This is a genomic window from Variovorax paradoxus EPS (assembly GCF_000184745.1).
Classification (GTDB): Bacteria; Pseudomonadota; Gammaproteobacteria; order Burkholderiales; family Burkholderiaceae_C; genus Variovorax; species Variovorax paradoxus_C.
In genome coordinates, this window is sequence record NC_014931.1 from 4,321,615 (window position 1) to 4,334,382 (window position 12,768).

General features: G+C 65.5%; 12 protein-coding genes. 1 reads left to right on the top strand and 11 read right to left on the bottom strand.

All coding sequences use genetic code 11. From position 1 onward, the window contains the following. Positions 1-28: 28 nt before the first annotated feature. The 3 genes from VARPA_RS19980 to VARPA_RS19990 are packed head-to-tail and all read right to left on the bottom strand — an operon-like array spanning position 29 to position 3,448. Positions 29-1,378: an efflux RND transporter periplasmic adaptor subunit gene (locus tag VARPA_RS19980; protein WP_013542394.1), complete on the bottom strand. Its 1,350-nt coding sequence runs from the start codon at positions 1,376-1,378 to the stop codon at positions 29-31. A 38-nt stretch (positions 1,379-1,416) separates the two neighbouring features. Then, positions 1,417-2,919 carry an efflux transporter outer membrane subunit gene (locus tag VARPA_RS19985; RefSeq protein WP_013542395.1) on the bottom strand — a complete coding sequence of 501 codons (1,503 nt, stop codon included), beginning with the start codon at positions 2,917-2,919 and terminating at the stop codon, positions 1,417-1,419. Beyond that, positions 2,912-3,448 (bottom strand): MarR family winged helix-turn-helix transcriptional regulator, encoded by a 537-nt coding sequence (locus tag VARPA_RS19990; RefSeq protein WP_013542396.1) that lies wholly within the window; start codon positions 3,446-3,448, stop codon positions 2,912-2,914. The genes VARPA_RS19985 and VARPA_RS19990 overlap by 8 nt, the downstream gene beginning before the upstream one ends. Before the next feature lie 78 nt (positions 3,449-3,526). Here VARPA_RS19990 and VARPA_RS19995 point away from each other — a divergent pair, with 78 nt between their 5' ends. Further along, complete coding sequence (locus VARPA_RS19995; RefSeq protein WP_041942968.1) at positions 3,527-5,311, top strand: ABC transporter transmembrane domain-containing protein; 1,785 nt, start codon at positions 3,527-3,529, stop codon at positions 5,309-5,311. Positions 5,312-5,329: 18 nt separating this feature from the next. On the opposite strand, the gene VARPA_RS20000 is transcribed toward VARPA_RS19995, so the two are convergent. The 8 genes from VARPA_RS20000 to VARPA_RS20035 are packed head-to-tail and all read right to left on the bottom strand — an operon-like array spanning position 5,330 to position 12,742. Beyond that, positions 5,330-5,782, bottom strand: coding sequence for a DUF1178 family protein (locus VARPA_RS20000; RefSeq protein ID WP_013542398.1), 453 nt, complete (start codon positions 5,780-5,782; stop codon positions 5,330-5,332). A gap of 7 nt (positions 5,783-5,789) precedes the next feature. Next, entirely contained in the window at positions 5,790-6,395 is a 606-nt protein-coding gene (locus VARPA_RS20005) for an NUDIX domain-containing protein (RefSeq protein ID WP_013542399.1), read from the bottom strand. Positions 6,396-6,400: 5 nt separating this feature from the next. Continuing rightward, positions 6,401-6,706, bottom strand: coding sequence for a DUF2818 family protein (locus VARPA_RS20010; RefSeq protein WP_013542400.1), 306 nt, complete (start codon positions 6,704-6,706; stop codon positions 6,401-6,403). 15 nt (positions 6,707-6,721) lie between these two features. Next, complete coding sequence (nuoN, locus tag VARPA_RS20015; protein ID WP_013542401.1) at positions 6,722-8,209, bottom strand: NADH-quinone oxidoreductase subunit NuoN; 1,488 nt, start codon at positions 8,207-8,209, stop codon at positions 6,722-6,724. 26 nt (positions 8,210-8,235) lie between these two features. Continuing rightward, complete coding sequence (locus tag VARPA_RS20020) at positions 8,236-9,714, bottom strand: NADH-quinone oxidoreductase subunit M (RefSeq protein ID WP_013542402.1); 1,479 nt, start codon at positions 9,712-9,714, stop codon at positions 8,236-8,238. Between the two features lie 25 nt (positions 9,715-9,739). Further along, on the bottom strand, positions 9,740-11,764 hold the full coding sequence (gene nuoL / locus VARPA_RS20025; RefSeq protein ID WP_013542403.1) for an NADH-quinone oxidoreductase subunit L: 2,025 nt from the start codon (positions 11,762-11,764) through the stop codon (positions 9,740-9,742). A gap of 7 nt (positions 11,765-11,771) precedes the next feature. Beyond that, complete coding sequence (gene nuoK, locus VARPA_RS20030) at positions 11,772-12,080, bottom strand: NADH-quinone oxidoreductase subunit NuoK (RefSeq protein WP_007837741.1); 309 nt, start codon at positions 12,078-12,080, stop codon at positions 11,772-11,774. Then, positions 12,077-12,742 (bottom strand): NADH-quinone oxidoreductase subunit J, encoded by a 666-nt coding sequence (locus tag VARPA_RS20035; protein WP_013542404.1) that lies wholly within the window; start codon positions 12,740-12,742, stop codon positions 12,077-12,079. The genes nuoK and VARPA_RS20035 overlap by 4 nt, the downstream gene beginning before the upstream one ends. Positions 12,743-12,768 lie beyond the last annotated feature (26 nt).

The following is a 12,768-nucleotide window of genomic DNA, read 5'->3' on the forward strand; positions in this document are numbered from 1 at the left end:
TTTTCAGTTCAAGCGAAGCGGGCAACGATCAACCGGGCTGGCCCTGCACGGCCACCTGCGCGCCGGTACCCGGCGTCGCGGACGGATGCTTCGCGGGCGCGCTCGTGGCGCCCGCAGCGTTCGCGGCATTGGCCGAAGCGCTGCGGCCGAGGTTGGCCGCGACGATGCGGTCCACTTCGGCATCGGCGCCGCGGTCGAGCTGGCTGTAGACCTGCGTCTGCGTGAGCGCGGTGCCGCGCGGCGCGTCGGCGAGCATCTTGCCGCTCTTGGACGTGATGTCGATCTCGGCATCCATCGACAGGCCGATGCGCAGCGGGTTGGCCTTGAGCTGCTCGGCGTCGAGCGCGATGCGCACGGGCACGCGCTGCACCACCTTGATCCAGTTGCCGGTGGCGTTCTGCGCGGGCAGCAGCGCAAACGCGCTGCCGGTGCCCACACCGAGGCCGGCGACCTTGCCGTCGTACTCGACCTTCTTGCCGTAGACGTCGGCCGTGAGCTTCACGGGCTGGCCGATGCGGATGTTGCGCAGCTGCACTTCCTTGAAGTTGGCATCGACCCACAGCTGGTTGAGCGGCACGATCGACATCATCGGCGTGCCGGCGGCCACACGCTGGCCGAGCTGCACGGTGCGCTTGGCGACGTAGCCGTCGACGGGCGCGGGCATCGCGACGCGCTGCGTGGCGAGGTAGGCCTCGCGCACCTTGGCGGCGGCGGCCAGCACGCTGGGGTGCTGCGCAACGCTGGTCCCTTCGGTCAGCGACTGGTTGCTCACCAGCGCTTCCTTGGCGGCGACAACGCCGGCCTGCGCGGCGGCGAGCTGGCTCTTGGCCGTGTCGAGCTGCGTTTCGGCGTGGTTCAGTTCTTCCTTCGACACCGCGCCGTTGCCCGAGAGCGCGCGGCGACGTTGCAGGTCGTCCTGGGCCTTGGCGATGTCGCTCTGGGCCTTGACGATGTCCGACTGGCGCAGCGTGACCTGCGCGGCCAGCGAACCGTTGTTGGCGTAGAGCGTGCGCGTCTGGCGCACGGTCTGGGCCAGCGCGGCCTCGGCCTGTTCGAGCGAGACCTTGGCATCGGCCGGGTCGAGCTGCACCAGCGGCTGGCCGGCCTTCACGAAGTCGGTGTCGTCGGCGTTGATGGCCATGACGGTGCCGCCGATCTGCGGCGTGATCTGGATGACGTTGCCCTGCACGTAGGCGTTGTCGGTGTCTTCGTAATGGCTGGCGACCAGCCATTCGTAGAGACCCCAGCCGCCGCCGGCGACGATCACCACGGCTGCCAATGCGGTCAGCGCGCGGCGGCGCTTGCCGTTGCCGGCGGGCGCTTCGGGTGCAACAGGGGCTGCGGAAGCAGCGGACGTCGGAGTGTTGTTGTCGCTCATGATGAATTTCTTTCCGAAGACGAGGGAGTCGAGTCAGTTCAGTTCACTGCGGCCGTCGGGGCCGATGCGGTGGCGGTAGTCGGAGGCTGCCAGCCGCCGCCGAGGGCACGCGCCAGGCCCACTTGCGTGTCGAGCGCGCGCGCGGCCAGATCGACGGCCAGCCGGCGCTGCGCCAGCACCGAGGTTTCGGCCGTCAGCACGTTGAGGTAGTTGCCAAGGCCTGCGCGGTAGCGCTGCACGGCGATGTCGTAGGCACCTTCGGCGGCCGTTTGCGCGGCGCGCTGTTCGGCCTGCTGGCGGGTGATCGACTGGGCGCTGGAGACCTGGTCGGCCGCATCGCGCACGGCGTCGAGCACCGTTGCGTTGTAGCTTTCGACCGCCACGTCCAGGTCGGCCGACTTGCCGCGCAGGTTGGCGCGCAGCCGCCCGCCTTCGAAGATCGGCAGGCTGATGGCCGGACCCACGCCCCACTGCTCGCTGCCCGACTTGAGCAGCTTGCCTAGCCCCAAGCTCTGGAAGCCGACGAAGGCCGTGAGGTTCACGTTGGGATAGAACTGGGTCTTGGCATTGGCCACGTCGCTCGTCGCGGCCTCGACGCGCCAGCGCGCGGCGGCGATGTCGGCGCGGCGGCCCAGCAGGTCGGCCGGGATGTTGGCCTGCAGCGCCATCGGCTTGACGCCGGCGAGCACCGGCGGCTTGAGCGAGGCCGACACGTTGGGCTGACCGACGAGCGCGTCGAGCGCATGTTGCTGCAGCGCGATCTGCTCGTTGAGCGCTTCGATCTGCTGGCGCGCTTCGGGCAGGCCGCCTTCGCTCTGGCGCAGTTCGAGGCGGGTGTCCAGGCCGGCGGAAACGCGGTCGCGCACGAGCTTCAGGGTTTCGTCGCGCTGGGCCAGCGTGCGCTGCGCCACGGTGAGCTGGTCGTTCAGGCGCGCCCATTGGAAGTAGCTGCGCGCGACGTTGCTGGCGAGCAGCACACGGGCGGCATCGGCATCGGCCGCGGCGGCGTTGGCGGCGCCGATGGCAGTGTCGAGCGCGGTGCGGTTCTTGCCGAAGAAGTCGAGTTCCCAGCTGGCGCCGAGCTGCAGCAGACCGATGTTCTGCGTCGAGCCGCCGAGCGGTGCGGGGTAGATGTAGTTGCTGTTGAACTTCTGGCGGTTCAGGTCGAGATCGCCCTTCACTTGCGGCTTGAGCGCCGCGCCGGCGATGTCCGCCGAGGCCTGCGCACGCGCGAGGCGGGCCTGCGCGACCTGCAGGTTCGGGTTGCCGGCCACGGCCTGGTCGATCAGCGTGTTGAGCTGCGTGTCGCCGAAAGCGAGCCACCATTGGCGGTCGAGCCGGGAGACGGGAGTTGCGGCACTGTCGGGTGCGATGCCCAGCGACGACGCATCGCGCAGTTTGGCCTGCGAGCCGATGCCGGACATGTCGGCACAACCGGCCAGCGCCACCAGCAGCAACGCGGCTGCAACGATCGGAATACGGCGCATGGCGCCTGCAGCGGGAGTGCGACGCACAGCGCGCACGGCGAGGGAATCATTCATTTTTATCTCCACGGGCCGCGAGGGCCTGCGCGTTGTCGAGGATGCGGCGGAGGTAGCCCTTGAGCTGCTCCCACTCCTCGGTGGTGAAACCTGCCAGGTGCTCGTTCTGCACGCGGCTGAGCACGTAAGGCACTTCCTTGGCGGCGGCACGGCCTTCGTCGGTGAGCTCGATGTTGACCACGCGGCGGTCTTCCAGCGAACGCACCCGGCGGCACAGGCCCTTGGCTTCGAGGCGGTCGAGCAGTCGCGTCATGGCGCCGGTGTCGAGTTCGCAGGCGCGTGCCAGTTCGGCCACCGTGGTCGCCGCGCCGGTGTGCAGCTTGTACAGCGGCACCCATTGCGGAAAGGTCGGGCCGCCGGGCTCGCACATGCGGGTTTCCACTGACTGGGCCACCGCCGAGACGATGCGGCGCATCAGGTAGCCGATGCTTTCCTCGGCGCGATAGTCCTCCGCCCGATAGAAGACAGGGGGCCGACGCACAGCGTCATCGGGGACCGACGAGGCCTTGGGAATGTTCGCATCGCTCATGGGTCGAAATATTAGCTGCCGCGGCAATTATTGTCAAGGCTGCCTTTGTAGCGGCAGCGGTCGGTAGAATCCGCGCCCATGGCTTCCTCCCCACCGTCTTCCATGGCCAAGGGCTCGCCCCGGTCGCTGTCGGGCCTGAGCCCCTTCCTCCGCCCCTACCGCGTGCAGATCGTGCTGGCGGCGGTTTTCCTGGTGATGGCGGCCATCACGACGCTGGCCTTTCCGCTGGCACTGCGCAGCCTGATCGACGGCGGGCTGATCAACCCCGACAAGGGCGCCCAGACCATGGCGCTGCGCGAGCACTTCGGCGCCCTCTTCGCAGTGGCCGTGGCGCTGGGGCTCTTCTCGGCCGCGCGCTTCTATACGGTGAGCTGGCTGGGCGAACGGGTCACGGCGGACCTGCGCAACGCGGTCTACGGCCATGTGCTGCACCAGAGCCCCGCCTTCTTCGAGACCACGCAGACAGGCGAGGTGCTCTCGCGCCTCACGGCCGACACGACGCTGGTGCAGACGGTTGTCGGCTCGTCGCTGAGCATGGGCCTGCGCAACGCGGTGATGGGCGTGGGCGCGCTGGCGGTGCTGGTCTGGACCAATCCTTATGTGATGGTGCAGGTGCTCGGCATCCTGGTGCTGGTGGTGCTGCCGAGCATGTGGTTCGGCCGGCGGGTGCGCAAGCTCTCGCGTGCAAGCCAGGACCGCGTGGCCGATTCGAGCGCCATCGCCGCCGAAGTGCTGAATGCGATTCCGGTGGTGCAAAGCTACACCGCCGAATCGCGCGAGGCAGCCCGCTTCGATGCCTCGACCGAGAACGCATTCCGCACCGCCGTGCGCCGCACCAAGGCGCGCTCGGTGCTGGTGGCTTTCATCATCATCGCGACCTCGGCGGCGTTGCTCTGGGGCCTGTACCAAGGCACGCAGGCCGTGCTGCGCGGCGACATCACTGCCGGCCATCTCGGCCAGACCGTGGTCTACGTGGCGATCCTCGCGAGCGCGACAGCAGTGCTCGGCGAGGTGTATGGCGACCTGCTGCGCGCAGCCGGCGCCACCGAGCGCCTGATGGAGCTGCTGCATGCGCCGGCTGTCATCACTTCTCCCGCGAGTCCGGCGGTCACGCCGATCCCGGCCGCGGGCAGCGCGATCAAGCTCGACGCGGTGACCTTCCACTACCCATCGCGGCCCGGCACGCCGGCATTGCGCGATTTCAGCCTCGACATCGCGCCCGGCGAGACGGTGGCACTGGTCGGCTCCAGTGGCGCCGGCAAGAGCACGGTGTTCCAGTTGCTGCTGCGCTACTACGACCCGCAATCGGGCCAGTTGCTGCTCGACGGCGCGCCGCTCGCATCGCTCGCCCTGCCCGACCTGCGCACCCGCATCGGGCTCGTGCCGCAGGACGCGGTGATCTTCTCGGCCAGCGCGTTCGAGAACATTCGCTACGGCCGGCCTGAAGCGACTGCCGACGAGGTGCATGCAGCCGCCCGCGCCGCCTTTGCGCACGACTTCCTGACGGCATTGCCAGAGGGCTACGACACCTTCCTCGGCGAGCGCGGCGTGCGGTTGTCGGGCGGGCAACGCCAGCGCATCGCCATCGCGCGCGCCATCCTCAAGAACCCGCCGCTGCTGCTGCTCGACGAGGCCACCAGCGCCCTCGACGCTGAAAGCGAGCGCATGGTTCAGGCCGCGCTCGAGTCGGCGATGGAAGGCCGCACGACGCTGGTCATCGCGCACCGCCTGGCGACCGTGCAGAAGGCCGACCGCATCATCGTGCTGGACCACGGCGGCATCGTCGAACAGGGAACGCACGCGGCACTGGTGGCGCAGGGCGGGGTCTACGCCCGCCTGGCCGCGCTTCAGTTCACGGCCTGAGCCCAGGCCGCAGCAGAGTTACTGCAGCGTCTCTTTGAGCGCTGCGGGCATCGGCAGCGGCATCACCGCAATGCCTTCGTCGAGCAGCGCTTCGGTCTGCTCGGGCGTCGCCTGACCACGTATACCGCGCTCTTCGGCTTCGCCGTAGTGCATCTTGCGAGCCTCTTCGGCGAAACGATCACCGACATCTTCGGTCTTCGCAATGACCTCGCGCACGGCGCGCATCCAGCGAGCTTCGGGGGAAAGTTGAGCCGGCACCTGCGAGGCCGCGGCGGGCGCCGCTTCTGCTGCCGGCGCCTTGGCGTTGCCAAGATTGAGACGCGGCGCGCTCAGCAGCTTGACGATGGCGGTGTCGCCGCAGACCGGGCATTCGACCAACCCAGACGAGAGCTGGGTCTCGAAAGCCTCGTTGGACGCGAACCAGCCCTCGAAGCCGTGGCCGTGCGTGCAGCGGAGATCGAGAACCTTCATGCGCGGATTATCCCGCGCCGCCTTGCGACGCAGCCGCTTTCCAGTCGAGTGCCCATGCGCCCGAAAGGACGTTCTGCATCCACAGGGTGCAGGTCAATGACTTGGCGTCGGTGACTGTGCCATCGCTGCACCAGCCGACCATTTCTTCGGGCGTGGCGGTGAACACATCGAGGAATTCGCCGTGGTCGAGCTTGCGCTCGCCCAGCGAGAGGCCGCGTGCGAAGTAGATGTGGATGATCTCCGTCGAGTACGCCACGGCCAGGTGCATCGCACCGGCATGGGCCCATTCGCGCGCGGTGTAGCCGGTTTCCTCGAGCAGTTCGCGCTGACCGCAGACCAGCGGGTCCTCGCCCGGATCGAGCTTGCCGGCCGGAAACTCCACCATCACATGGCCGACCGGATAGCGATATTGCCGCTCCAGCACCACGCGGCCATCGTCGAGCAGCGGAATCACCACCACCGCGCCGGGATGCACCACGTACTCGCGCGTGGCGTTGTGGCCGTCGGGCAGGCGGATGGTGTCGCGCTTGGCGTGCAGGAAGCGGCCCTTGAAGAGCTCTTCGCTGCTGACGAGTTCTTCCTTCAGGTGCGAGTCGGCAATGGGTGACGTCATGTGAATCAATGCCTGTGCTTCATCAAGTAGCGCCAGGTGAAACCTGGAAAGGCCAGCACGATGAAGAGCGCGCCGGTCACCGCGTAGAACTCCCAACCTTGCGGCGAGATCTGCCCTGCCCTGCGTTCGAACAAGAGGCCGATGCCGCCGGCAATGAAGTACAGCACCACCAGCTCGGCAAAGCGGATCGCGAGCGACTTGCGCTTTGCCGGCAGCGGCACGACGCCGAACAGGCGCTCGTTGAAAAACGGCAGGTTGGCGGCCAACAGGGCCACCAGCAGCACGACCCAGACCGACGCGGTTTGCGACACCGTGGGCCGGCCGCGTCAGTGGGCTAGCGTGGCCGCGATGGCCTCGTAGCACAGCGTCATCAGGCCGCCGGGCAGCACGCCGAGAATCAGGATCAGTGCGCCGTTGATCGCGAGCACGGTGCGCACGTCGAACGATGCCGACACGGTGGTAGCCGTGACCGGTGCGTCGAAGTACATGACCTTGACTACGCGCAGGTAGTAGAAGGCGCCGACCAGCGACATCATCACGGCGAACACCGCCAGACCGATGTAGATGGCTTGGCCCGAGGCGATCAGCGCCTGCAGCACCGCCAGCTTCGCGTAGAAGCCGACCAGCGGCGGCAGACCCGCCAACGAGAACATCGCGATGGCCATCACGCCGGCGTACAGCGGGCTGCGCTGGTTGAGGCCGGCGAGGTCTGTGATCTCTTCGCTCTCGAAGCCTTCGCGCGCCAGCAGCAGGATGATGCCGAAGCTCGCCAGCGTGGTGAGCACGTAGGTCACGATGTAGAACATCGAAGCGCTGTAAGCCGCCTGCGCGTTCTGCGTGCCCGACAGGTCCGAACCGGCGACCAGGCCCAGCAACATGAAACCCATCTGCGAGATGGTCGAGTAGGCCAGCATCCGCTTGAGGTTGCTCTGCGCAATGGCCGCGAGGTTACCGATCAACAGCGACGCAATGGCCAGCACGGCCAGCATCTGCTGCCAGTCGATCGCGAGCGGCTGCAATCCATCCACCAGCAGGCGAATGATGATGCCGAAGGCGGCCAACTCGGGCGCTGCGCCGATCAGCAGCGTGACGGCCGTGGGCGCGCCCTGGTAGACGTCGGGCACCCACATGTGGAAAGGCGCCGCGCCCACCTTGAATGCCAGGCCAGCCACGATGAACACGAGGCCGAACACCAGCACCTGGTGGTTGACCTTGCCGGTCGAGATGGCCTTGAACACTTCGTTCAGGTCGAGCGAGCCGGTCGCGCCGTACATCATCGAGAGGCCATACAGCAGGAAGCCGCTGGCCATCGCGCCGAGCACGAAGTACTTCATCGCCGCTTCGCTGGCGACCGCGTTGTCGCGGCGCAGCGCCACGAGCGCGTAGCTCGAGAGCGTGAGCAGTTCCAGGCCCAGGTAGATCAAGAGGAAGTTGCTGCCCGAGATCATCACGAACATGCCCAGCAGCGCGAACATGCTGATGGTGAACAGTTCGCCGCCGCGCAGCATCTCTCGGTCGGCCGCATAGGGACGGCCATAGATCAGGGTGACCATCAGGGCGATGGTGGAGAAGCACTTGAGCCAGTTGCCCATCGAGTCGCTCACGACCATGCCGCCGAAGCCGTATATGGTTTTGCCGTCGAGCGCGGCCATGCCGGTGAGCACAGCCACCACCAGCAGCGTGAGCAGCGTCAGCACATAGGTGCGGGTGCGGCGCGGGCTCGTGTCCGACAGGTCGACCAGCGCAATGATGCAGGCCATGACCAGCAACACGATTTCGGGGTAGATCGTGACCCAGCTGAGTTTGTCAATCATCTCGTTCTCTTGTCTTCAGCGTGGCATCAGGAGGGCAGCTTCGAAACTGCCACGTGGCGCAGCAGCTCGGTCACCGAGGCATCCATCGCATCGGTGAAGGGCTTCGGATACAGGCCCATCCACAACACGGCGATCGCCAGCAGCGACAGCATCAGGAACTCGCGGGCGTTGATGTCTGTGAGCTCCTTGACGTGGTCGTTGCCGACCGGGCCGAGGTACACGCGCTTGTACATCCAGAGGGTGTAGGCGGCGCCGAAGATCAGTGCGGTGGCTGCGCCCGCGCCGATCCAGAAGTTGGCCTTCACGGCACCCAGGATCACCATCCACTCGCCCACGAAACCGGCAGTGCCCGGCAGGCCGCAATTGGCCATGGCGAACAGCAGCGCGAACGCGGCGAACTTGGGCATGGTGTTCACCACGCCGCCGTAGTCGGCGATCTGGCGCGAGTGCACGCGGTCGTACAGCACGCCGATGCCCAGGAACATGGCACCCGAGACGAAACCGTGCGCAATCATCTGCACGATGCCGCCGGACACGCCCAACTCGTTGAAGATGAAGAAGCCCAGTGTCACGAAGCCCATGTGGGCGACCGACGAATAAGCCACCAGCTTCTTCATGTCCTGCTGCACCAGTGCGACCAAGCCCACGTAGATCACCGCGATCAGCGACAGCGCGATCATGAGCCAGGCCCACTCGTGCGACGCATCGGGAGCGATGGGCATGGAGAAGCGCAGGAAGCCGTAGGCACCCAGCTTCAGCATGATCGCAGCCAGCACGGCCGAGCCGCCGGTGGGCGCCTCGACGTGCACGTCCGGCAACCACGTGTGGACCGGCCACATCGGCACCTTGACGGCGAAGGCCGCGAAGAACGCGAAGAACAGGAAGGTCTGCGCGGTCGATCCCAGCGGCAGCTTGTGCCAGGCCAGGATGTCGAAGCTGCCGCCCGACTTGTTGTACAGGAAGATCAGCGCCACCAGCATCAGCAGCGAGCCGAGCAAGGTGTAGAGGAAGAACTTGAACGCCGCGTAGATCTTGTTAGGGCCGCCCCAGATGCCGATGATCAGGTACATCGGGATCAGCGTGGCTTCGAAGAACACGTAGAACAGGATGCCGTCGAGCGCGGAGAACACGCCGATCATGAAACCCGACAGGATCAGGAACGCGCCCATGTACTGGTTCACGCGTTCGGTGATCACTTCCCAGGCCGAGATGACGACCACGACCGTGATGAACGAGGTCAGCAGCACCATCCACAGCGACAGGCCGTCAAGACCGATGTGGTAGTTGACGTTGAAGCGGGAGATCCAGCTCGTCTTCTCGACGAACTGCATGGCGGCGGTTCCGTTCTGGAAGCGCGTGAACAGCGGCACCGTGACCAGGAAGCTCACGATGGCACCGACGAGCGCGACCCAGCGCACGCCCTTGGCATGCTCTTCGCGGCCAAACGCCAGCAGCACGGCGCCGAATGCGATCGGCACCCAGATGGCAAGGCTCAACAAACCCATTTTTCTTTTTCTCCAGCGTTCGGGCTCAGCGTTTGAACCAGACGAAGTACGTCATCAGGATGAAGATGCCGAGCAGCATCGCGAAGGCATAGTGATAGATGTAGCCCGACTGCACCCAGCGCACCACGCTGGAGATACGGCCGATCACTTTCCACGAACCATTGACCATGGCACCGTCGATCAGGGCCTGGTCGCCGCCCTTCCACAGGCCCGTGCCGAGCAGGCGCGCACCGCGGGCGAGGATGTTCTCGTTGATCCAGTCGAGGTAGTACTTGTTCTCGAGCAGGTTGTAGATCGGGCTGCATGCGCGCTTGATCGCCGCCGGAACCGCCGGGAACTGCATGTACATCAGGTAGGAGGTCACCACACCTGCCAGCGCCAGCCAGAACGGCGCGGTCTGCAGGCCGTGGATCGCCATGGCGACAGGGCCGTGGAAAGCCTCTTCCAGCTCCTTCATCGCATGGTGCTTGGTGCCGTCGACGAAGATCGCGCCTTTGAAGAACTCGCCGAACAGCATCGGATCGATGGTGTAAAAGCCAATCAGCGCCGACGGGATCGCCAGCAGCACCAGCGGCAGCCAGACCACCCAGGGCGATTCGTGCGGCTTGTGAGCGTCATGGCCGTGGGTATCGTGCGCATGGTCGTCGTGGTGAGCGTCAGGGTTCTGGTCGTAGCGTTCCTTGCCGTGGAAGACCAGGAAGTACATGCGGAACGAATAGAAGGCCGTGACGAACACGCCGATCAGCACCGCGTAGTAGGCGAAGTTTGCGCCCCACAGGTGGCTTTCGTGCACCGCCTCGATGATGCTGTCCTTCGAGTAGAAGCCCGAGAACAGCGGCGTGCCGATCAGCGCGAGCGAACCGATCAGAGAAGTGATCCAGGTGATCGGCATGTACTTGCGCACGCCGCCCATCCAGCGGATGTCCTGGTTGTGATGCATGCCGATGATCACCGAGCCCGCCCCGAGGAACAACAGCGCCTTGAAGAACGCGTGCGTCATCAGGTGGAACACCGCGACCGAGTAGGCCGAGGCACCGAGCGCCACCGTCATGTAGCCCAGCTGCGAGAGCGTGGAGTACGCGACCACGCGCTTGATGTCGTTCTGGATGATGCCGAGGAAACCCATGAAGAGCGCGGTGATGGCGCCGATCACGAGAATGAAGCTCAGGGCTGTGTCGCTGAGTTCGAACAGCGGCGACATGCGCGCCACCATGAAGATGCCGGCCGTCACCATCGTCGCTGCGTGGATCAGCGCGGAGATGGGCGTCGGGCCTTCCATGGAATCAGGCAGCCACACGTGCAGCGGGAACTGCGCGCTCTTGCCCATTGCACCGATGAAGAGGCAAATGCAGATCACGGTGATCAGCATCCACTCGGTGCCCGGGAAGGTAATGCCGGCCAACGTGTTCGCCTTGGCGAAAGCTTCGCCATAGTTCAGCGTGCCGGCATAGGCGGCGATGAGGCCGATGCCCAGGATGAAGCCGAAGTCACCCACGCGGTTGACCAGGAAGGCCTTCATGTTCGCGAAGATGGCCGTGGGCTTGTTGAACCAGAAGCCGATCAGCAGGTACGACACCAGGCCCACCGCTTCCCAGCCGAAGAACAGCTGGAGCATGTTGTTGCTCATGACGAGCATGAGCATCGAGAAGGTGAACAGCGAGATGTACGAGAAGAAGCGGTTGTAGCCGTCGTCTTCTTCCATGTAGCCGATGGTGTAGATGTGCACCATCAGCGACACGAAGGTCACCACGCACATCATCATGGCCGTGAGGCCGTCGACCAGGAAGCCGACTTCCATCTTCAGGCCGCCGACGATCATCCATTCGTAGAGCGTGGCGTTGAAGCGGGCACCGTCGACCACCACGCTCTTGAGCGTCATGGCCGAGATGATGAAGGCGACGAGAACGCCCAGGATGGTCAGCGAATGCGTGACCTTGCGGCCGATGTGATTGCCGCCGAACTTGGTGCCGAAGACGCCCGCGAGGGCGGCGCCGACCAGGGGTGCCAGCGGCACGGCCAGCAATGTGGATGCGGAAAGGGTTGCGCTCATGTTGATTTCAACCCTTGAGCGAGTTGAGCTCGTCGACGTTGATGTTCGACTTGTTGCGGAACAGCAGGACCAGGAGGGCCAGGCCGATGGCCGACTCGGCAGCAGCCACCGTCAGGATGAAGAACACGAAGATCTGTCCGTGCATGTCGCCCAGGTAGTGCGAGAACGCCACGAAGTTCATGTTGACCGCCAGCAGCATCAGCTCGATGGCCATCAGCAGCACGATCAGGTTCTTGCGGTTCAGGAAGATGCCGATCACCGACAGCGCGAAGAGCATCGCGCCGAGCGAGAGGAAGTGTCCGAGCGTGAGCGTCATGCCTTGTTTTCCTTTGCCGCCTCAGCCGATGCTGCCGGTGCTGCTTCCGCCACGGGTTCGGCCGCGCGCGTCACGGGCATCTGCACGATGCGCACGCGGTCGCGCGCCTTCACGCGCACCTGGTCCGACGGGTTGGTGTACTTGCTGTCCTTGCGGGTGCGCAGCGTCAGTGCAATGGCGGCGATGATGGCCACGAGCAGGATGACCGCGGCGATTTCCAGCGGATAGAGGTACTCGGAATAGAGCAGCTTGCCCAGTTCCATCGTGTTCGAGGTGTTGGGCGAGGTGACCGCCATGGCGCGCGGTGCTTCGCCGAGGCGGAAGCCGCCCATGAGCACGGCCGCCATTTCGAGCGCGATCAGCGCGCCCACGCCCGCCGCGAGCGGGAAGTGCTTCCAGAAGCCCTGCCGCAAGCTATCGACGTTGATGTCCAGCATCATCACGACGAAGAGGAACAGCACCATCACGGCACCGACATACACCAGCACGAGCGAGATCGCGAGGAACTCGGCACGCAGCAGCAGCCAGATGGCCGAAGCCTGGAAGAAGGCCAGCACCAGGTACAGCGCGGCGTACACGGGGTTGCGGGCGGTGATGACGCGGAAGGCTGCAAACAGCAGCACCGCGGCAAACAGATAGAACAGACCGGTCTTGACGTCCATTGGAATTCGAGTGGGTACGGGTTTCG